Origin of the sequence: Mesorhizobium alhagi CCNWXJ12-2 (assembly GCF_000236565.1) — a bacterium.
GTDB lineage: Bacteria > Pseudomonadota > Alphaproteobacteria > Rhizobiales > Rhizobiaceae > Allomesorhizobium > Allomesorhizobium alhagi.
The window spans coordinates 41990-59904 of sequence record NZ_AHAM01000038.1 but is presented as its reverse complement, the minus strand read 5'-3'; the positions used below and the strand labels follow the sequence as shown (position 1 = coordinate 59904).

Annotated in this window: 23 protein-coding genes; 11 read left to right on the top strand and 12 right to left on the bottom strand. The window is 64.1% G+C overall.

The genetic code is table 11. The annotated features are described in order from the left end of the window. The first annotated feature begins 56 nt into the window (after nucleotides 1–56). From MAXJ12_RS05875 to MAXJ12_RS05850, 7 genes are all read left to right on the top strand, one after another. A complete protein-coding gene (locus MAXJ12_RS05875; protein ID WP_008834871.1) occupies nucleotides 57–737 on the top strand; it encodes an amino acid ABC transporter permease in 681 nt (226 codons plus the stop codon). Continuing rightward, nucleotides 734–1507: an amino acid ABC transporter ATP-binding protein gene (locus MAXJ12_RS05870; protein ID WP_008834870.1), complete on the top strand. Its 774-nt coding sequence runs from the start codon at nucleotides 734–736 to the stop codon at nucleotides 1505–1507. The genes MAXJ12_RS05875 and MAXJ12_RS05870 overlap by 4 nt, the downstream gene beginning before the upstream one ends. Nucleotides 1508–1583: 76 nt before the next feature. Next, complete coding sequence (locus MAXJ12_RS05865; protein ID WP_008834869.1) at nucleotides 1584–2372, top strand: SDR family NAD(P)-dependent oxidoreductase; 789 nt, start codon at nucleotides 1584–1586, stop codon at nucleotides 2370–2372. Nucleotides 2373–2450: 78 nt separating this feature from the next. After that, nucleotides 2451–2624 carry a hypothetical protein gene (locus tag MAXJ12_RS38165; RefSeq protein ID WP_008834868.1) on the top strand — a complete coding sequence of 58 codons (174 nt, stop codon included), beginning with the start codon at nucleotides 2451–2453 and terminating at the stop codon, nucleotides 2622–2624. 76 nt (nucleotides 2625–2700) lie between these two features. Further along, nucleotides 2701–3303, top strand: coding sequence for a DJ-1/PfpI family protein (locus MAXJ12_RS05860; protein WP_040585056.1), 603 nt, complete (start codon nucleotides 2701–2703; stop codon nucleotides 3301–3303). 58 nt (nucleotides 3304–3361) lie between these two features. Continuing rightward, nucleotides 3362–3736: a VOC family protein gene (locus MAXJ12_RS05855; RefSeq protein ID WP_008834866.1), complete on the top strand. Its 375-nt coding sequence runs from the start codon at nucleotides 3362–3364 to the stop codon at nucleotides 3734–3736. Nucleotides 3737–3774: 38 nt separating this feature from the next. After that, nucleotides 3775–4485 (top strand): helix-turn-helix transcriptional regulator, encoded by a 711-nt coding sequence (locus MAXJ12_RS05850; RefSeq protein ID WP_008834865.1) that lies wholly within the window; start codon nucleotides 3775–3777, stop codon nucleotides 4483–4485. Between the two features lie 161 nt (nucleotides 4486–4646). On the opposite strand, the gene MAXJ12_RS05845 is transcribed toward MAXJ12_RS05850, so the two are convergent. Together MAXJ12_RS05845 and MAXJ12_RS05840 are read right to left on the bottom strand one after the other, a co-directional pair. Continuing rightward, nucleotides 4647–4955 carry a DUF1244 domain-containing protein gene (locus tag MAXJ12_RS05845; protein WP_008834864.1) on the bottom strand — a complete coding sequence of 103 codons (309 nt, stop codon included), beginning with the start codon at nucleotides 4953–4955 and terminating at the stop codon, nucleotides 4647–4649. A 10-nt stretch (nucleotides 4956–4965) separates the two neighbouring features. Continuing rightward, nucleotides 4966–5763 (bottom strand): N-formylglutamate amidohydrolase, encoded by a 798-nt coding sequence (locus MAXJ12_RS05840; RefSeq protein ID WP_008834863.1) that lies wholly within the window; start codon nucleotides 5761–5763, stop codon nucleotides 4966–4968. Between the two features lie 185 nt (nucleotides 5764–5948). On the opposite strand from MAXJ12_RS05840, the gene MAXJ12_RS05835 reads away from it, so the two are divergent. Together MAXJ12_RS05835 and pyk are read left to right on the top strand one after the other, a co-directional pair. Then, the gene (locus MAXJ12_RS05835) at nucleotides 5949–6494 is read left to right on the top strand and encodes a DUF1036 domain-containing protein (RefSeq protein WP_420492366.1); all 546 of its coding nucleotides are present in this window, start codon (nucleotides 5949–5951) and stop codon (nucleotides 6492–6494) included. After that, nucleotides 6491–7924, top strand: coding sequence for a pyruvate kinase (pyk, locus tag MAXJ12_RS05830; protein WP_008834860.1), 1434 nt, complete (start codon nucleotides 6491–6493; stop codon nucleotides 7922–7924). Before MAXJ12_RS05835 ends, pyk begins: the two co-directional genes overlap by 4 nt. Nucleotides 7925–8033: 109 nt before the next feature. Here pyk and MAXJ12_RS05825 read toward each other — a convergent pair whose 3' ends face one another. From MAXJ12_RS05825 to MAXJ12_RS05800, 6 genes are all read right to left on the bottom strand, one after another. Further along, on the bottom strand, nucleotides 8034–9107 hold the full coding sequence (locus tag MAXJ12_RS05825) for an alpha/beta fold hydrolase (protein ID WP_040585053.1): 1074 nt from the start codon (nucleotides 9105–9107) through the stop codon (nucleotides 8034–8036). A 76-nt stretch (nucleotides 9108–9183) separates the two neighbouring features. Continuing rightward, entirely contained in the window at nucleotides 9184–9777 is a 594-nt protein-coding gene (locus MAXJ12_RS05820; RefSeq protein ID WP_008834858.1) for a tetratricopeptide repeat protein, read from the bottom strand. A 58-nt stretch (nucleotides 9778–9835) separates the two neighbouring features. Beyond that, complete coding sequence (gene ykgO / locus MAXJ12_RS05815; RefSeq protein ID WP_008834857.1) at nucleotides 9836–9961, bottom strand: type B 50S ribosomal protein L36; 126 nt, start codon at nucleotides 9959–9961, stop codon at nucleotides 9836–9838. Between the two features lie 186 nt (nucleotides 9962–10147). After that, entirely contained in the window at nucleotides 10148–11281 is a 1134-nt protein-coding gene (locus MAXJ12_RS05810) for a 5-(carboxyamino)imidazole ribonucleotide synthase (protein WP_008834856.1), read from the bottom strand. After that, nucleotides 11227–11724, bottom strand: a complete 498-nt coding sequence (gene purE / locus MAXJ12_RS05805; RefSeq protein WP_008834855.1) for a 5-(carboxyamino)imidazole ribonucleotide mutase — start codon at nucleotides 11722–11724, stop codon at nucleotides 11227–11229. Before purE ends, MAXJ12_RS05810 begins: the two co-directional genes overlap by 55 nt. Nucleotides 11725–11810: 86 nt before the next feature. Continuing rightward, entirely contained in the window at nucleotides 11811–12014 is a 204-nt protein-coding gene (locus MAXJ12_RS05800) for a YdcH family protein (RefSeq protein ID WP_008834854.1), read from the bottom strand. 239 nt (nucleotides 12015–12253) lie between these two features. Here MAXJ12_RS05800 and MAXJ12_RS05795 point away from each other — a divergent pair, with 239 nt between their 5' ends. Then, on the top strand, nucleotides 12254–12433 hold the full coding sequence (locus MAXJ12_RS05795; RefSeq protein WP_008834853.1) for a YdcH family protein: 180 nt from the start codon (nucleotides 12254–12256) through the stop codon (nucleotides 12431–12433). Nucleotides 12434–12577: 144 nt separating this feature from the next. Here the strand turns inward: MAXJ12_RS05795 and MAXJ12_RS05790 are convergent, their stop codons facing one another. The 3 genes from MAXJ12_RS05790 to MAXJ12_RS05780 all read right to left on the bottom strand — a co-directional run bounded on the left by MAXJ12_RS05790 (nucleotide 12578) and on the right by MAXJ12_RS05780 (nucleotide 14392). Next, a complete protein-coding gene (locus tag MAXJ12_RS05790; RefSeq protein ID WP_008834852.1) occupies nucleotides 12578–12841 on the bottom strand; it encodes an ArsR/SmtB family transcription factor in 264 nt (87 codons plus the stop codon). Between the two features lie 30 nt (nucleotides 12842–12871). Next, the gene (locus MAXJ12_RS05785; protein WP_040585049.1) at nucleotides 12872–14119 is read right to left on the bottom strand and encodes an MFS transporter; all 1248 of its coding nucleotides are present in this window, start codon (nucleotides 14117–14119) and stop codon (nucleotides 12872–12874) included. A gap of 81 nt (nucleotides 14120–14200) precedes the next feature. Then, nucleotides 14201–14392, bottom strand: a complete 192-nt coding sequence (locus tag MAXJ12_RS05780) for a DUF1192 family protein (protein ID WP_008834850.1) — start codon at nucleotides 14390–14392, stop codon at nucleotides 14201–14203. A gap of 102 nt (nucleotides 14393–14494) precedes the next feature. Here MAXJ12_RS05780 and MAXJ12_RS05775 point away from each other — a divergent pair, with 102 nt between their 5' ends. Then, nucleotides 14495–15505 carry an NAD(P)H-quinone oxidoreductase gene (locus MAXJ12_RS05775; RefSeq protein WP_008834849.1) on the top strand — a complete coding sequence of 337 codons (1011 nt, stop codon included), beginning with the start codon at nucleotides 14495–14497 and terminating at the stop codon, nucleotides 15503–15505. Between the two features lie 45 nt (nucleotides 15506–15550). Here MAXJ12_RS05775 and MAXJ12_RS05770 read toward each other — a convergent pair whose 3' ends face one another. Continuing rightward, on the bottom strand, nucleotides 15551–17773 hold the full coding sequence (locus tag MAXJ12_RS05770) for an esterase-like activity of phytase family protein (protein ID WP_008834848.1): 2223 nt from the start codon (nucleotides 17771–17773) through the stop codon (nucleotides 15551–15553). Between the last annotated feature and the right edge of the window lie 142 nt (nucleotides 17774–17915).

Below are 17915 nucleotides of genomic sequence, written 5' to 3'. Positions count from 1 at the left end.
GCGGCCCGTGCCTTCGACCCGTTAAACACGATCCGACCGTTTGACGGGAGTTTCCGGTGCCGTACTGGCTGCAATTGATGCTCGATTCGCTCGGCCCGCTTCTGTGGGCCGGTCTCGTTTTCACCATACCGCTGACGCTGCTGTCCTTCGCGCTCGGCCTCAGCCTCGGACTAGTCTCGGCGCTTATCCGCCTGTTCGGGCCAAGGCCGCTGGCGGCGGTGGTCCGCTTCTATGTCTGGATCATCCGCGGCACGCCGCTGCTCGTTCAGCTCTTCCTCATCTTCTACGGCCTGCCTTCGATCGGCATAGTGCTCGACGCCTTTCCGGCCGCGCTGATCGGCTTCACTCTCAACGTCGGCGCCTACACTTCCGAGATCATCCGCGCGGCGATCTCGTCGGTCGCCAAGGGGCAGTGGGAGGCGTCCTTCTCGATCGGCATGTCCTGGGGCCAGACTATGCGCCGCACCATCCTGCCGCAGGCAGCCCGCGTCGCCGTCCCGCCGCTGTCGAACACCTTCATCTCGCTGATCAAGGACACCTCGCTTGCAGCCGCAATCACCGTACCTGAGCTGTTCCAGGCGGCCCAGCGCATCGTCGCAACCACCTACGAGCCGCTGATCCTCTACGTGCAGGCGGCGCTCATCTATCTCGCCATCAGCTCGGTGCTTTCGGCGCTGCAGGCGCGGCTCGAGACGCGGCTCGCCCGCTATGGCGGCTTCATGGAGGCGCGCTCGTGATAGAGCTGTCGCACATCGAGAAGAAGTTCGGCGACCACACCGTGCTGAACGACGTCACCGTCACCTTCGCGGAAGGCAGCGTCACTGCGCTGGTCGGCCCATCGGGCGGCGGCAAGTCGACGCTGCTGCGCTGCATCAACCTTCTGGAGATCCCGACTTCGGGCCGCGTCCGGATCGGCGACGACGCCATCGATTTCCATCCAGGCGACAAGGTCGGCTGGGCCGCCATCCAGCGGCTGCGCCGGCAAACCGGCATGGTCTTCCAGAACTTCCAGCTTTTCCCCCACCGCACCGCCATCGACAACGTCTCGGAGGCGCTGACGACGGTGCTGAAATGGCCGAGGGAGCGGGCCTTGCAGCGGGCGCGCGAACTGCTCGAAAAGGTCGGGCTGGCGCACAAGGCGGAAGCCTGGCCGGCGACGCTGTCGGGCGGCCAGCAGCAGCGCGTGGCGATCGCCCGCGCGCTCGCGCCCTCGCCCAAGGTGCTGCTTTGCGACGAGCCGACCTCGGCGCTCGATCCCGAACTGTCGGGCGAGGTGGTGGAGGTGCTCGCCCAGCTCGCGCGCGAAGGCACCACGATGGTCATCGCCACACACGATCTCCGCCTCGCCTCCACAATCGCCCAGGAAGCGATCTTCCTCGACGCCGGCGTGGTTGTCGAAAAAGGCCTAGCGCGCGACATTTTCACCAATCCCGAGCGCCAGCGCACCAAACGCTTCATCGCAACGCTGACCCAGAAGCCCACCGAGCAGGAAGGCAGCGGCATCTGACGGCGGCCCCCTGTCGGCCGCCACTGTCCGACGCCTGCCCCGCCCGCTATAAGGGCGGCGAGCAGGAGAGAAAGATATGGCGCTCGACGGCAAGACTGCGATCGTAACGGGCGGAGGCGGAGGGATCGGCTTCGCCATCGCGCAGCGTTTTCTTCGCGACGGCTGCAAGGTGATGGTGGCCGACATCGACCAGGAAAAGGGCGAGAAGGCGGAGCGTGATCTCGCCAAGCTCGGCGAGGTGCAATTCGTCAAGACCGACATCGGCAAGCGGCTCGACATCCACAATCTCGTGGCGGCGACCATTGATGCCTTTGGTGACATCGACGTCCTCGTCAACAACGCGGCGATCGTCCACGGCGCGGATTTTCTCGACCTCAAGGAGGCCGATTTCGACCGCGTGCTGCGCGTCAATCTGAAAGGTTCCTTCCTCGCCGGCCAGGCGGTCGCCCGCTACATGGTCGACAAGGTCAAGGCCGGCGGCGCGGCCGGATCGATCGTCAATATGTCTTCGGTCAATGCGGTCTTCGCCATTGCCGAACAGCTCGCCTATTCGGTCTCGAAAGGCGGCGTGAACCAGCTCACCAAGGCCATGGCGCTGTCGCTGGCCCCTTACGGCATAAGGGTGAATGCGATCGGCCCGGGCTCGATCATGACCGATATGCTGGCCGCCACCAATTCCGATCCGGCGGCCACGAAGCGCTTGCTCTCGCGCACGCCGCTCGGCCGAATCGGCGAGCCGGCGGAAATCGCCGCCATCGCCGCTTTCCTTGCTTCGGAGGACGCAAGCTACATCACCGGACAGACGATTTACGCCGATGGCGGGCGGTTGCCGCTGAACTACACGGTCGAGGCTCCGGAAACCTGATCTGGCGTCGCTGCTCCTGACAGACTGCTGTCAGGAGGGGTGTGCGATAGTGTCTCCATCAAACAAGGAGGCACCGCCATGAACAGCTTCACGCCAAACATCTTCCGCACCATCAGGTATTATACGGGCAAGGTTCAGTCGATGCGCGAGGAGGTTCGCACCGAAAGGCTCCTCAACTCGCTGCCGGCCTCGATTCGCAAGGACATCGGCTGGCCGGACTCCTATCCCGAAAGGCGCGCAAGGCGTTACTGAGCGCGCGATCGGAAGCTGAATGACCTCCGGCGAGGCGATCGCCATGCCGGAGGTCCAAAACAAGGGAGATCACCCGATGCCGGCTTCAAAAACCATAGGGTTCATCTTCATCGATGGGTTCGCGGACTGGGAGTACGGCCTCCTGTCGGCCTCCGCCGTCGAGTGGTTCGGGGGGCGCGCCGTTTCGCTCTCGCCTGACGGTGCACCCAGAAAATCGATGAGCGGCTTCCATCTGACGCCGGATCGTGGCTTCGATATTGCGGAAAACGCCGATCTCGACGCCATTGCCGTCATCGGATCAGACCATTGGGCTTCCAACGCACATCCCGATCCCTCACCCCTGTTGAAGGCCGTGGCGGCGCGCGGCGGCGTCGTCGGCGGCATTTGCGCAGGCACGCTGGCGCTCGCCCGCTCCGGCCTGTTCGAAGCCGCCAGGCACACCAGCAATGGTCGCGACTGGATCCTGATGCACGAACCCGCCTACGCCGGCTCGGGGAATTACCAGGACGTACCGCACGCGGTCGCCGATGGCAGGATTGTATCCGCCCCCGGCTCCGCGCCGGGCACCTTCGCGCTTGCATTCATGAAGGCGCTCTATCCGGAGCAGGAAGGGCAGCTCGCCGAAATGAAGACGCTCTTTGCCAGGGAATTTGCCGGCGCGCCGGCACAAGCCTCCTGACAATATGCTGTCAGGAGCAGCGTGCGATGGTGATCGGACCGATAGAGGGAGAATACATATGAACGCCCATGTACCTGCTCACGCCGCGGTCTGGTTCGAGATCCCGACAACCGACATGGAGCGCGCCCGCTCATTCTACGGCGCCGTTCTGCAGAACGAACTTTCGCTGAACGAGGATGGCCCGAATCCGATGGGAATGTTCGTCGCCAGGGACCAGGATTCGGTCGCCGGTCACCTCTATCCCGGCAAGCCGGCGGTTGCGGGAACGGGCCCGACCATCCATCTTTCCGTGGCTGCGCCGATCGAGGCGGCGATGGAACGCGTGACCAAGAATGGCGGGCAGGTCGTTTCGCCGGTCATCGAGATTCCCGCCGGGCGTTTCGCATACTGCCTCGACCCGGATGGCAACAGTTTCGGCTTGTTTGTGCAGTAGAGCGATAGATAACAGACAGGATATTGGCAGGGCAGACGATGCGGCGCGCAGACAGACTGTTCCAGATCGTCCAGCATTTTCGCGGCGGCCGGCTCGTCACCGCGCAGAAACTCGGCCAGTGGCTCGAGGTTTCGGAACGCACGATCTACCGGGACATCGCCGATCTCCAGTCGACCGGCGTCCCGATCGATGGCGAAGCCGGCGTCGGTTACATTATGAGAGAGGGTTTCGACCTTCCACCGCTGATGTTCACACGTGATGAGATAGTGGCGCTGGTCGCCGGCGCCCGCATGGTCCGGGCCTTCGGCGGGGCGGCGATGGCGCGGGCAGCCGACGAGGCCCTGGTCAAGATCGGCGCGGTCCTGCCCGACGCGGAGAAAGACCGCATTGCGCGCACTGAAATCCATACGCCGATGTGGGTAGTCAGCGACGCCGACCGCGTAAACATCGACCTGATCGAGCGCGCCGTCGAAAAGCGTCAGGTGCTGACGCTCGACTACCGCGACGAAGCCGCGCGCAGCTCGGTGCGCGACGTGCGTCCGCTCGGCCTGTGGTTCTGGGGCAAGGTCTGGACACTTGTCGCGTGGTGCGAGATGCGCAACGATTTCCGCGCCTTCCGCATCGACCGGATCGCGACCGTCGCCGCCGCTGACCGCACCTTCAAGCCCGAGCGCGGCAAGACACTCACCGATTTCTACCGCACCATGGAGCGCGGCGGAGAATCCAGCGACCGGGCGGCGCAGACTTGATTTGCGTCTCCCTTCTATCCTTGAGAGCCTGTTGCCGCGCAACGGAGCCTCAGGGGAAGAAGAGGACGGATCCTGAGCTTGCGAAGGGAGGCTGAATGAGGGGCGGGCTGAGGTAAACGCGCACGCCCCTGCCGATAAAGCCTGTCACTGGGAAGAAGACCTCAATGGTCCTTCGGACGCCGGGCTTCGAACTCGGCCTTTTTGGCCTCGGGAGCTTCGGTCTGGTGCAGCGCCTGCCAGTCGGCATAGGGCATGCCGTAGATGATCTCGCGCGATTCGTCCTTGGACATGTCGACACCGGCGGCGTTTGCCGCGTCGCGGTACCAGTTGGACAGGCAGTTGCGGCAGAAACCGGCAAGGTTCATCAGGTCTATGTTCTGCACGTCGCTGCGTGTCCGCAGGTGCTCCACCAGCGTGCGGAATGCCGCCGCCTCGAAATCACGCTTCTGCTCTTGGCTCAGTCCAGTCATCGCTTGCTCCTCACACGGGCCCGGTGCGCGAGCCGAATTGCTTGACTTCATGTATATCGGGGCGGGCGTTGATTGCGTCAATGATCGGCGCCAGCCTTACCGCCCAGTCTTCGGCGCCGGCCTCGTCGGCGATCAGATCCTGGCGGATCTCGATCAGCGCATGCGCGTAGCCGTTGACGATGGCGTGCCTGAACATTGTGTCGCCGCGCAGAGCGCCGTCATAGGGCTCGTTGTCGCCGACCGTCATGGTCTTGTCCGCAGCCAGCATTTCGATCAGCGGCCAGGCCGCGCGATGATCCATGTCCCACAGCACGCCTACCTGCCACGGGCGCACATGGTTCTGCATGATGGGTGTGAAGGAATGGACGGACAAGATGAACGGCGCCGCGCCGGATTCCCGCGCGACCGATGCCACGACCGAGCCGACGGCGTCGTGATAGGGCCGGTAGTAGCGCTCAAGCCGCCTTTCGCGCTCGTCGGCTGACATCGGATAGTTTCCCGGCACGACCGTGCCGTCATAGAGCTGGCGAATCAGCGTCGGATCGTCCTCGCCGCGATTGGGATCGATCAGGAGCCGCGAGAAATTGGCCATCACCGCGGGCGCGCCGGTGAGTACTGCCAGCTTTCGCGTGACAGTCTCGACGCCGATGTCGTAAGCGATGTGGCGCTGGAATTCTTCCGCCGGGAGCCCCAGACCGGCATATTCCTCGGGCAGGTCGCGTCGCGCATGATCGGCCAGCAGCACCAGGCCGAGCTTGCGGTCGCCTTCAACGACCTCGAACGGGGCAAAAAGTGCTGATCTCGTCATCGGCTGGAATGTCCCGGAGAGCGATTTTTGAACAGGAGGGGATTTGCCCTGTCTTTTCACGAAGGCTTGCGGCGTGCAACGCCGTTGTTTCGCCAATCTTTTTGGGCGAAATCGGACATGGGCGGAATGCGGTGCGGCGTGGCACTTTCTAAATCGATTGGATAGGCGCTGCTGCGCGCGTTGACATGCGCCCGGACATTTCCGAAAAGGGGCATCGATACATGTTTGCCGAGCAATCGAGGAGTTTGGGAATGGTACTGGCCGGTGGTATGCGGATTCGCTCCGCCCTGGCTGTGCTGGCGCTTTCGGTGTGTTTCCCGCTCTTTTCAGCCACTGCGGCGCTCGCCGATTTCCGCGTCTGCAACGCGACCCAAAGCCTGGTCGGCGTCGGCATCGGCTACCGCGCCAAGGCCGGCTGGGTGACCGAGGGCTGGTGGCATATTGAAGGCTCGACCTGCAAGACGCTGATCGAAGGTCCGCTGTCTTCGCGATTCTACTATCTCTACGCCGAAGACGCCGAGCGCGGCGGGCGCTGGGACGGCCCGATCAACATGTGCGTGGCCGAAAAAGAGTTCAAGATCGCCGGCGTCAACGATTGCGTCGCACGCGGCTTCCAGCGAGCCGGCTTCCAGGAATACGACACGGGCGAGCAGGCAAGCTGGATGGTCCAGCTGACCGACGAGCCCGCAACGGACGGCGCCGCAGCCGTCACGGGAACACCTCCTCAATGAGACGCAGCCGCAAGGTCAAGATACTCGCCACGCTAGGTCCCGCTTCCTCCTCGGAGGAAATGATCAGAAAACTCTTCGAAGCCGGCGCCGACGTTTTTCGCATCAACATGAGCCACACCGACCACGCCCTGATGCGGACGCTGGTCGGGCGCATCCGCGCGGTCGAGACCGCACTCGGCCGCCCAATCGGCATATTGGCCGATCTCCAGGGGCCTAAGCTCAGGGTCGGCAAGTTCACCGGAGGCAAAGTCGCGCTCGAGGCCGGACAGGCATTCACGCTGGACGACAATCTGGCGCTGGGCGACAAGACGCGCGTGCACCTGCCGCATCCGGAAATCCTTACCTCGGTCGAAGCAGGCGACCGCCTGCTGATCGACGACGGCAGGCTTGAACTGAAGGCAGTCAGCTCCGATGGCAAGTCCATCGTCAGCACTGTGGTTGCCGGCAACAATATCTCCGACAGGAAGGGGGTCAGCCTTCCCGACACCGATCTGCCGCTAGGCGCGCTGACCGAAAAAGACCGTGCCGATCTCGACGCAGTCCTGTCCACCGGCGTCGATTGGGTGGCGCTGTCTTTCATTCAGCGGCCGGAGGACCTGGCTGAAGCGCGCAAGATTGCGCGTGGCCGGGCGTTGCTGATGTCCAAGATCGAGAAGCCGCAGGCGGTCACGCGGTTGGCTGAGATCATCGAGCTTTCGGACGCCGTCATGGTGGCGCGCGGCGATCTCGGGGTTGAGATGCCGCTCGAAGCCGTGCCCGGCATCCAGAAGCAGATCACCCGCGCCTGCCGCCGTGCCGGCAAACCGGTAGTGATTGCCACGCAGATGCTGGAATCGATGATCGCCGCGCCGGTGCCGACCCGCGCCGAGGTGTCGGACGTTGCGACCGCGGTCTTCGAGGGCGCCGACGCGATCATGCTGTCGGCCGAATCCGCGGCCGGAGAATATCCGGTCGAGGCGGTGGCGACGATGAACCGCATCGCCGAGCGCGTGGAGCAGGATCCGACTTATGCCGGGATCATCAACGCGCAGCGCTCGGAGCCGGAAGCCACCGGCGCCGACGCGATTTCGCTCGCCGCGCGCCAGATCGCCGAGACGCTGAAACTGTCGGCGATCGTCACCTACACTGCATCCGGCACGACCGGATTGCGCGCCGCCCGCGAGCGCCCGCAGGTCCCGATCGTCGCGCTGTCGCCGGTGGTCGAGACGGCGCGGCGGCTGTCGCTCGTCTGGGGCACGCATTGCGTGGTCACGCCCGACGCTATCGACCTCGACGATATGGTCGATCGCGCCTGCCGCATCGCTTATGGCGAGACATTCGCAGGTACCGGCGATCGCGTCATCATCACAGCCGGCGTGCCGCTGCGCACGCCCGGCGCCACCAACATGCTGCGCATCGCCTATGTGGGCGCGGATGGGCATGGGGTGTGAGGAAATAGGGAGTAGGCAGTAGGCAGTAATTGTTCGAGGTTCCCCGAGATATTCCTTCTCCCTACCTATTGCCCACTGCCCACTGCCTACTGCCTACTGCCTGCTTCCCTCACTCCGGCGCCAGTTCCGGCTCCGCCGTCGGCGCCTTCTCGTTGACGCAGACGCCTTCGCCGGAGCGGTCGCCGGCAATCCGCGCCTCGACAGTCCGGGCAATGACGGGAAGATCGCGATCCATCCCCGCGGCCTTTTCGATCGCCGCCACCACCAGCTCCCGCGCAATCCAGTCCGGCTTGTGGCCGAGGTTCTTCACCCAGACCAGTTCCGCCCCGGGAATGTCACGGGCAAGGCCGGTCGAATGCAGTTCCTCATAGACCACTGTGTCGTAGTCGCCTGAAATCACGATGGCCGGCGCCGTGATCTCGCCGTAGCGCGGCGCGGCGGCGAGCGCGTGGCGGTAGAGCCCTTCGACATCTATCGCATTGGCACGGAAGGCGCGCGGCCTCAGCACCAGCGGGATCGAGGCTTCGTCGAGATAGGCTTCCGGCACAGGATTGGGCGCAAAGACGCAGGTCGCGGCCGCTACGATGCGCAGCGAGCCCGCCGGATTGGCGAACGTTTCGGAAAACAGCCAGCCGAGGACCGGAACGGTCGTCAGTTTGTAGTACCAGGACGTCTTGCCTCCCGGCCAAGGGTGGGTGGCTGCGGCAACGAACACCAGCCCGCGCGTCCTGTCCGCCTGTTCGAGCCCGAAGGCTGCGGTTATCGCCCCACCGAAGGAGTGGCCGACGATGATCGCGTCCCTGATGCCGAGATGGTCCATCAATGCGGCTATGGATGCGGCTTGGCCGGCCGGCGTCCCGTTGTTGCCTGGGCCGCGGCCCGACCAGCCATGGCCGGGCCGGTCGAGAAACAGCAATTCGGCCCGGCCTTCCAGAAGCGGCCGGAGCGGAATCATCTGATCCCTCAGATTGGCGCTAGCGCCATGGATGAAGACGATCGGGGGGAGGTCGGGATTTTCCGGCGCTGGCACATGGACATAATGCAGACGGGCGCCGTCGATCTCGGCGAAGCTGCCGATGGCCGGATTGCGACGCTCGATCAACCACGACCCAACGCGGGTGATGCCGACAAGCACCAATAGCAGTGCGAGCAGGAATGCGATGAGGGCGTAGATCAGGTTCACGCAGGAAATGTACGGCCGGAGGGAAGCGGAAGCAGAAACGAGAACTTGAAATTTCGCGCGTCCCCGCAGATGCGCATCAAATGCCGTCGCCGGCAAGCTCTTCCGAGAGGGTCGCGACCTCGTTCTGGGCGTTGCGCATCATCGGGTAGATGTCGAGAACCCGCTGATACGCGTTGAGCGCCAGCTCCTTGCTGCCGCGCTCCTTCATGATCTGCGCCAGGCCGGCCAGCGCCCCGAAATGGCGCGGTTCGAGCTGCAGCGTTCGGTGGATATCTGCCATCGACTTGCCGAAGCTGCGCATCATGAAATGTACGGTGGCGCGGCGATTCCAGCCTTCCGCATAGGTGGGCGACAGCGTCACCACCTGGTCGAGGAAGTCGAGGGCAATATCGAATTTTTGCGCCTCCATGGCCTTTTGCGACCATTGCATCATCAGATCGACGGAGGCGCTGCCTGAGCGGCTCCATTCCTGCTGGATCCGGGCAGCGATGCGCTCGGCCTTCCGTTCGTTGCGCTCGCGCTTCAGCTCGCCGAACAGCGTTTCGAGACGGCCTTCGGTCGTTGCGGCGGCAGGCTTGGCGGGAGGAGAGGGCGACGCTTCAGCGCCGATAGCCGGCGCGAACGTCAATGTCAGGGCAATGGCCGGCAGGAATGCAAAAAACTTCCGCATGCGCGGAATCTAACCCCGCGCAGCAGAAGGTCAAACTGAATTTCGCGTGATGGCGCGATCAGCCCTGGCGGGCCTTGTAGCGCGGAGCGGTCTTGTTGATGATGTAGATGCGGCCCTTGCGGCGAACCAGCTGGTTGTCGCGATGGCGGCCCTTGAGAGCCTTGAGCGAGTTCTTGATCTTCATGGTCTTGCCTGTCGAATGGGGCCTTGTCGGCCTAACTAAAAGACGCGCCCAAGGGCGCGCCCGAATTCGTGACAGGCTCATAGACGAGGTGGCCAAGGAATGTCAACCGCCGGCGCGGCAATCTTGGATGCGAAGAGGGCGACATGAGCTGTCCGCTGCCACCTGCGGAGCAATCGACGCAGCCAACTAAATGCCCCTCGGCTTTAGCCGTGTGAAGTGGCCCATCTTGCGGCCGGTGCGGGCCTCGGCCTTGCCGTAAAGGTGTAGAACAAGATCCGGCTCCGCCAGAAGCGCTTCCGTGCGCCGCACATCGTCGCCAATCAGATTTTCCATCGCACAGTCAAAATGGCGTCGCGTATCGCCCAGCGGCAGCGCGGCAACCGCACGGATATGCTGCTCGAACTGCGAGACTGTGCAGGCGGCCTCCGTCCAGTGGCCGGAATTGTGGACCCGCGGCGCGATCTCGTTGACGAGCAGCGAGCCGCCGGGAAGCACGAAGAATTCGACGCCGATTGCGCCGACATAGTCCAGCGCCTCCAGGATAGCGAAAGCCGCATCGGTCGCCGCTTTAGCGGTCGCCGGGCCGATCGCTGCCGGGACTGTCGAGCTGTGGAGAATGCCGCCGCGATGAACATTCTCGGCCGGATCGTAGGCGGCAAGCGCGCCGTCTGGCCCGCGCGCGGCGATCACCGAGATTTCGCGCTCGAAAGCAACAAAGGATTCCAGGATGAGCGGAACGCCGCCCATCGCGTCGAATGCCCCGGCGATGCTGCCGGAAAAATCGCGGAAGACGCGCTGGCCCTTGCCGTCATAGCCCATGCGGCGGGTCTTCAAGATTCCGCTGCCGCCGAATGCCGCCAGCGCGGCCGCCAACTCGCCGTCATTATCCACAGGTCGGAAATCAGCTGTGGATATCCCGATGCCGTTCAGGAAGGTTTTTTCGGCGAGGCGGTCCTGGGCGACCTCGAGAGCGCGCGCCGGCGGGTGCACGGGCACGCTTTCTGCGAGGAACTTCGCCGCATCGACCGGCACGTTCTCGAATTCGTATGTGAGCACGTCGCTTGCGGCAGCCAGTTCGGCGAGTGCGGCGCGATCATCATAAGCGCCGACGATCTGCCTGTTGGCTACCTGCGCCGCCGGGCAGTCCGCCTGCGGCTCGAGAATGACCGCTCGGTAGCCGAGACGGGCGGCGGCCATGGCCAGCATGCGGCCGAGTTGTCCGCCGCCGACGATGCCGATGGTCGAGCCCGCAGCCAGCGCCTGCATCACGGCGCGTCCGCCGGGGCGTCGGCCACCTTCGCTGTCTGCGCGGCGCGCCATGCATCGAGCCGGGCCGCCAGTTCGTCATCGCCAAGCGCCAATACGGCAGCGGCCAGCAGCGCCGCATTGATTGCACCTGCCTTGCCGATGGCGAGCGTGCCGACGGGAATGCCGGCCGGCATCTGGACGATGGAAAGCAACGAATCCTGGCCGGACAGCGCCTTAGATTCGACGGGCACGCCGAACACCGGCAGCGGCGTCAGCGCCGCCGTCATGCCGGGCAGGTGGGCCGCGCCGCCGGCGCCGGCGATGATGATCTTGAAGCCCGCCGCCTTGGCGCCCCTGGCGAATTCATAGAGGCGCTCCGGCGTGCGGTGCGCCGAGACGATGCGTTTCTCATGGGAGACGCCGAGGGCCGCCAGCGTGTCGGCGGCGTGCGACATGGTCGCCCAGTCCGACTGGCTGCCCATGATGATCGCTACGTCGGCGCGCTTGCTGCTCAAACTTCAATCCCTTGGCCTGATGAAGCCCGCGAATAACGGAAATCCGGGCATGCCGCAAGGATCGCCGCCAGCCCCCGCGCCGCCGGTCAGGCGATGATATCGGGGATTATCTTGTCTTCGAGCTTGGACAGCCTGTCCTTCAGGATCAGCTTTTTCTTCTTCATGCGCTGGATCTGCAGCGGATCGCAGGAGGTCGCGATCATGGCGTTGATCGCAGCGTCGAAATCCGCGTGTTCCTGCTTAAGCTTCGCAAACTCAAGACGAATCTCGGTCTGTTCCTGGTCCGACATCATGTACCGTCTGTAGAATTCCGGCGCCCGAATTGCGCCAATCAGGGCGGGTCCGGAAGCGGATGCCGCCCGGCGCGCAGCCCATAGCACATTTCGGTCATTCAGGAAATCCTACCAACGCGCATTCGACATCCAGACCGTCCGGTGGCACACTGTCATCGTACCGTCATGGAGCGCCCAGCGGTGGACGCGCCCGTGACGCGTACCGTCCGAGGAAATCATGAAAGGGAGAACCAATCATGTCGCTTGCCAACCATCTTGAAGAGCTGCAGCGGAAACACGGCGATATCGAACGCGAACTCGACCAGGCGATGACCCATCCTTCCGTCGACGACCTGGAGATCGTGACTCTGAAGCGGCGCAAGCTGGCGCTCAAGGACGAGATTGAGAAACTGAAGGCAAATCCCACGAAACATTAGTCTGAAGACAGCGCGCCCATAAAGCGCGGACAGCTTGCCGGCGGCACGCCGTGTCGCCGGGGTTATTTCCTTGTCATTTCAGGCGCTGCCTGTGCGGGTGACAGGGCGTTGATTTTTGCGGCGGGAAGCCATTCTCTCGGACGTTCACGCCTGCCAGAACTGATCCAGCCAGATATTGAGCTTGAGGAAACCGTGTTCGCTGACGGCATAGACGCGGCGCGCACCCTCGGGGCGTGCGCTGACCAGCCCGGCATCGAGCAGGACCTTCAGATGTTGTGAGACGGCGGGCCGCGAAACCGGCAAGCCGGAGGCCAGTTGGCCGACGGTCTTGGGTCCGCGGCGCAACTCCTCCAGGAGATGGCGCCGGTTGGGATCCGCAATGGCAATGAACGCATCGGTCGGGATCATTGCTTCTTGTGAGGCAATAATCGCCGAATCTCAACTGTCTTCTTCGGCCGGCGTGCGCGGGTCGAGCCGCACCGCCTCCGGTGTGACGCCGCGCTCGGAAGGCAGCGTCTTGAAGGCTTCACGCTCCTCGAGCGGCACCGGTGCGCGGCGGCCGATGCGAAGCACGGTGTAGCCGGCAAGCGCGGAATGGGCGAGCGCGGTTGCCAGGAATATGCTTTCCGGCCGCATCGCGCCCATCAGCAACGCGCCGATCACCGGACCGATCATCGTCCCGAAGCCGTAGAGCAGCAGCAGTCCGCCCGAAACCTTGACGAACTCCTCCGGCTTGGCGTGGTCGTTGGCGTGGGCGACGGCCAGCGAATAGAGCGTATAGGCGAGCGCGCCGTAACACGCGGTCATCGCGATCACCAAGACGCCGGAGCGCGGCGTCGCCACGAAGACCAATAGCCCGAACACGGCCGATCCCAGCGAAGCGGCGGCGAGAACGAAGCGGCGGTCGGTCCTGTCGGAAGCGCGCCCGACCGGCAATTGCATGGCGGCGCCGGCGACGACCACCAAGCTCATCATCAGCGCGATCTCGGCCGTCGAAATGCCGATGCGTGCGCCGTAGACCGCGCCGAGCGTGCCCCATGCGCCGTTGGCGACGCCGATCAGCACGCAAGCGACCGAGGCGACCGGCGAATTGGCGTAAAGTCCTTTCAGATCGAGCGAAACATCTTGCAGCGGCTTGGGACTGGCCGCGGTCGAGACGGCGGTCGGAATGAGCGACAGGCAAAAGAATATGCCTGTGACCATGAACAGCGATGCCGATCTGACATCCCCCACCGCAACGATCATCTGTCCGGCCATGATCGAAGCAAATGTGACCATCATGTAGAGGCCAAAGACCGTGCCGCGGTTCTCGTTGGTCGACGTCTCGTTGAGCCAGCTTTCGATGACCATGAAAGCGCCGGCCATCGTGAAGCCTGTAAAGGCACGCAGGATGATCCAGGCGAACTCGTCGATGACCAGCCCCGTCATTAGGGCGATAATCGCCCCCGAAGCGGCGAAAGCGCCGAAGGCCCGGACGTGGCCGGCGCGGCGGACGAGACGGGGCGCAAAGAAGCAGCCAGCGACAAAGCCGCCGGCCCAGGCCGTCCCCAGAAGTCCGAGGACGGCAGTCGAAAACCCTTCCTCCTGGCCTCGAAGCGGCAGAAGCAGGCCATGCAGGCCGGAGGCTGCCAGAAGAAAGGCGGTGCCGCGCAACAGCGAAAGGATCGGTCGGTAGTCGGCGAGCATGAACATGCGCTGGTCCGGGTGGAAGGAGAATCGCGGCCCGAACATAACGCCCTTTGCGGCGCTCCGGCGGCAGTGATGCGACTATCTGCGGCTGAAAAGCGCTTCCGCGGCGCTCTTGGTCGCGCCCTTGGCCTTAAGCTCGGCCTCCAGCCGGACGATCTCGTCTCGCAACAGGCCGATCCGCTCGGAAAGTTCGGAAGCGGAAAGGAGGGAGAGATCCTGACCGATCTCGTGCCTCGCCGGTTTTTTCGGTTCGTCGTCGAAGATCGCCATCGCCGCATCTCCAGTTTGCCTGATCGGCCGACAGACTACATAAGAGAGGGGCGGCGATGCAATCGCCGCGGGCGGCGGGCCGAGCCTTGAAGGATGCCGAGAATGGCCAATGGAGACAAGATACCGGCGAAGATGACGGCGGTGGCGATTTCGCAGCCCGGCGGACCGCTGGTGCTGAAGCCGGAAAAACGCGACGTGCCGGAGCCCGGCGAAGGCGAGATACTCATCCGCGTGCGCGCCGCCGGCGTCAATCGTCCCGACGTACAGCAGCGCAAGGGGGCATATCCACCACCGCCTGGCGCGTCCGACCTGCCGGGGCTCGAAGTATCCGGCGAAGTGGTGGCCGTCGGAGAAGGCGCCAGGCGCTGGCGTTTGGGCGACGCCGTCTGCGCGCTGACGCCGGGCGGTGGCTACGCCGAATACGCCAAGGTGCATGAGAGCAATGCACTGCCCGTGCCGCAGGGCTTCACGCTGACCGAGGCGGCAGCCCTGCCGGAAACTTTCTTCACGGTCTGGCATAATGTGTTCGAGCGCGGCGGGCTGAAGGCAGGCGAAACGCTGCTCGTCCATGGCGGCTCGTCGGGCATCGGCACGACGGCGATCCAGCTCGCCTCGGCCCTCGGCGCCTATGTGATCACCACCGCCGGTTCGGCGGAAAAGTGCGAAGCCTGTCTGAAGCTCGGAGCCGACCGCGTGGTCAATTACCGCGAGCAGGATTTCGTCGCGGCCGTGAAGGAGGCGACGGACGGGCGCGGCGCCAATGTCATCCTCGACATGGTCGGCGGCGACTATGTCGGCCGCAACTACAATGCGGCGGCGGTCGAGGGCCGAATCGTCCAGATCGCCACGCAGGGCGGGGCAGTGGCGAGCGCCGACTTTGCCAAGCTGATGGTCAAGCGGCTCGTTCATACCGGATCGACGCTCCGGCCGCGCACCGTCGAATTCAAGGGGCAGCTCGCGGCGGCGCTCGAGGCCCAGGTCTGGCCGTTGCTGGCGGCGCGGCGGGTGGTTCCGGTCATGGACATGATCTTCCCGCTCCGGGAAGCGTGGCGCGCGCATGAGCGGATGGAAGAGGGCGAGCATATCGGCAAGATCGTTCTGGACGTTGCATGAGAAGGCCGCGGGCAATAGCCACGGCCTTCTTTTGCAGTCCAGACCTCAGTTGACAGCTTCGATGTTGCCGAGGCGGATGAACAGCGTTTCGCCGGACGAATCGTCGACGCCGTCATTGTCGGTGACGATGAATGCCTCGCCGCCAGCGTCGATGGCGAAACCTTCGACTTTGTCGACGACATAGCCGTTGGCGGCCGCCTTCAGATCTTCGATCAGGTCGCGCACGAGCGTCTTTTCGACCAGCGGCAGTTCACCGCCGAGCGCCGCCGGTTTGAACGCGTCGAGCCCCACGCTGTAAACGCGCTTCACCTTGGCGTTCGCGCCGATCAGATTGTCACGCTCGACGATGTAGAGTTTGCCGTTATGGGCGGTGATTTCCGACAGGCCAATCCAGCCCGCGCCGGCAGCTTCGAGCGGATAGCGCACGGCCGACCATTCCTTGGCCTTCGGCTTGTAGGCGACAAGCTTGACCTGGCCCTTGGGATCGTCCTTCCACTCGCGCTGCATCGCCATGACGAGCGTGAGGTCGTCGCCTTCGCCGACTGTGGTGATGCCTTCGAGGCCGAAGCGGATTTCATGAGCCAGAAGTTCCGCCGGAAAGGCAATCTCCTGCTTGATCTCGCCCTTGTCGTTGACGCGGATAATGCCGTGCGGCGTCAGCTTGCCGGAATTGCCTTCTGAAGCCAGCCAGAAGCCGCCGTCACCGTCAGGTGCGATGCCTTCAAGGTCGAGCTTCTGGGCCGGCATGCCGTCGCGGGTGACGATCGTCTTTGCCGTGATCAGCGCCGGGGTCTGCGTCGTGTCGACGGTGAAAATCGAAGGCGCGGAGCGATAGACCGAATCCGAGACGGCATAGAGCTGGCCGGCACCCTTCGGGTCGGCGGCGAGGCCCGATAGCGCGCCCCAGCCGAGGGGCGTTCCCTCGTCGGTCAGCGCCGCCGTGATCTGCGGATAGGCGGCCGGGCCATCGGCGCGCTCGTAGACCATGACATGCGAGCGGGCGAGGCCGTCCTCGACGAGGTCTGCCTCGTTGGCAGTGACCAAGAGGTTGCGCGAGGGGATGGCAACCAGGCCTTCCGGGCCGACGCCAGAAGGCAGAAGCTGGAGAAGTTCCGGAGCGGCACCTGCGTCCTTGTAGACGGCGATCAGCGAAGCGCGCTCCAGCGCCACAAAGAACAGCTGCTCGTCGCCGAACTTGCCGGTCTCCAGGCCCTCCGGCTCGACGCCCTTCTTGTTCCGATGCTCCGGATAGTGTCCGACATTGGCCGCGGCGTGGTCGAGAGCGTTGCCAGCCTCGAACAGCACCTTGCCAGCCTCGAACAGCACCTTGCCGGCCTTGTCGAAGATGGTGAAGCCGCGCGAGCCGCCCTTGTAATCGCCCTCATTGGCGACGACGAGGCGGTCATTGTCGAGCCATTTCACGGCGTCGGGCTCGCGGGCGACATTTTCGGCCTTGCCGGTGAAGGTCAGCGCCCCGTCCTTCTTCGTGTCGATGTGTTCGAGCGAGGTGGAACCCGCCGAAAAATGCGTGGTTACCTGGCCTGTGGCAGCGTCCACGATGGCGATGTGGTTGTTTTCCTGCAGCGTCACAGCGATTTCGCCAGCTTCGTTGAAGGCGACGAATTCCGGCTCCGGATCGTCGCCCGCCACTTCCGCGATGCCGGTGAGCGTCACGGTCTTCATAGTCGCGCAGTCGGGCACGCCAGCCGAGAGCGTGAATATCTTCAAATCGCCCGCGGGCATTTGCGGGATTTCGCCGTCGTTCAACTCCTCGTCGCGCTCATTTTCGATAGCGACGGCCAGGAATTTTCCGTCCTTGCTCAAGGCGAGGGAATCCGGCTGGCCGCCGAGATCGCAAGTGCTCTCGATGGCTTTCGAGGCGAGGTCGATGACGGCAAGGTTGCCGGAAGGGGCAGTCTTGCTTTCCGACGTGTTGACGCCGGCCAGCACTTTCGTGCCTGCCACGACGACCGAGGTCGGCTCGCCTTCGATCTTGAGCATGCCTGCCGGTTTGGGCGCCTTGGGATCGGTGATGTCGATGAAACCGACGGCTCCGAGCGGGCTATCGGAATAGACCAGCGTCATGCCGTCCTCGCTGGCGGCGATGATTTCGGAGGAGGTCGGCTTTGTCCGGTCGGCATCGGCCGGCAAATTGTCGGCGACGGCGAAGGTGGCGATCCGGTTGAACATCATCTCGGCATGGGCAGGCATCGCGACCGAAGCCGCGAGCGCGGCGGTCAGGGCGAAAAGGCGGGAATAGCGGGGCATCGAAGAACCTCTCCTGTTCGATAGGGTGCGGTCCTGATTTGAGCGCCCGATATTTCAACGGGATGACGCTTCCACGACGGTTCCATGACAGGCTGTCGCCCCGGCGAAGATTTCTTGCCCCCGGCCGGAAACGGCGTTATAT

Bases quoted from the DNA above. Each gene is read 5' to 3' on its own strand.
- MAXJ12_RS05865 (WP_008834869.1), top strand. From the start codon at position 1,584: ATGGCGCTCGACGGCAAGACTGCGATCGTAACGGGCGGAGGCGGAGGG.
- MAXJ12_RS05860 (WP_040585056.1), top strand. From the start codon at position 2,701: ATGCCGGCTTCAAAAACCATAGGGTTCATCTTCATCGATGGGTTCGCG.
- MAXJ12_RS05785 (WP_040585049.1), bottom strand. From the start codon at position 14,119: ATGCTCGCCGACTACCGACCGATCCTTTCGCTGTTGCGCGGCACCGCC.
- pyk (WP_008834860.1), top strand. From the start codon at position 6,491: ATGAGACGCAGCCGCAAGGTCAAGATACTCGCCACGCTAGGTCCCGCT.
- MAXJ12_RS05800 (WP_008834854.1), bottom strand. From the start codon at position 12,014: ATGTCGGACCAGGAACAGACCGAGATTCGTCTTGAGTTTGCGAAGCTT.
- MAXJ12_RS05775 (WP_008834849.1), top strand. From the start codon at position 14,495: ATGGCCAATGGAGACAAGATACCGGCGAAGATGACGGCGGTGGCGATT.
- MAXJ12_RS05790 (WP_008834852.1), bottom strand. From the start codon at position 12,841: ATGATCCCGACCGATGCGTTCATTGCCATTGCGGATCCCAACCGGCGC.
- MAXJ12_RS38165 (WP_008834868.1), top strand. From the start codon at position 2,451: ATGAACAGCTTCACGCCAAACATCTTCCGCACCATCAGGTATTATACG.
- MAXJ12_RS05780 (WP_008834850.1), bottom strand. From the start codon at position 14,392: ATGGCGATCTTCGACGACGAACCGAAAAAACCGGCGAGGCACGAGATC.
- MAXJ12_RS05835 (WP_420492366.1), top strand. From the start codon at position 5,949: ATGCGCCCGGACATTTCCGAAAAGGGGCATCGATACATGTTTGCCGAG.
- MAXJ12_RS05855 (WP_008834866.1), top strand. From the start codon at position 3,362: ATGAACGCCCATGTACCTGCTCACGCCGCGGTCTGGTTCGAGATCCCG.
- MAXJ12_RS05845 (WP_008834864.1), bottom strand. From the start codon at position 4,955: ATGACTGGACTGAGCCAAGAGCAGAAGCGTGATTTCGAGGCGGCGGCA.
- MAXJ12_RS05850 (WP_008834865.1), top strand. From the start codon at position 3,775: ATGCGGCGCGCAGACAGACTGTTCCAGATCGTCCAGCATTTTCGCGGC.
- ykgO (WP_008834857.1), bottom strand. From the start codon at position 9,961: ATGAAGATCAAGAACTCGCTCAAGGCTCTCAAGGGCCGCCATCGCGAC.
- MAXJ12_RS05820 (WP_008834858.1), bottom strand. From the start codon at position 9,777: ATGCGGAAGTTTTTTGCATTCCTGCCGGCCATTGCCCTGACATTGACG.
- MAXJ12_RS05795 (WP_008834853.1), top strand. From the start codon at position 12,254: ATGTCGCTTGCCAACCATCTTGAAGAGCTGCAGCGGAAACACGGCGAT.
- MAXJ12_RS05770 (WP_008834848.1), bottom strand. From the start codon at position 17,773: ATGCCCCGCTATTCCCGCCTTTTCGCCCTGACCGCCGCGCTCGCGGCT.
- MAXJ12_RS05810 (WP_008834856.1), bottom strand. From the start codon at position 11,281: ATGGCGCGCCGCGCAGACAGCGAAGGTGGCCGACGCCCCGGCGGACGC.
- MAXJ12_RS05840 (WP_008834863.1), bottom strand. From the start codon at position 5,763: ATGACGAGATCAGCACTTTTTGCCCCGTTCGAGGTCGTTGAAGGCGAC.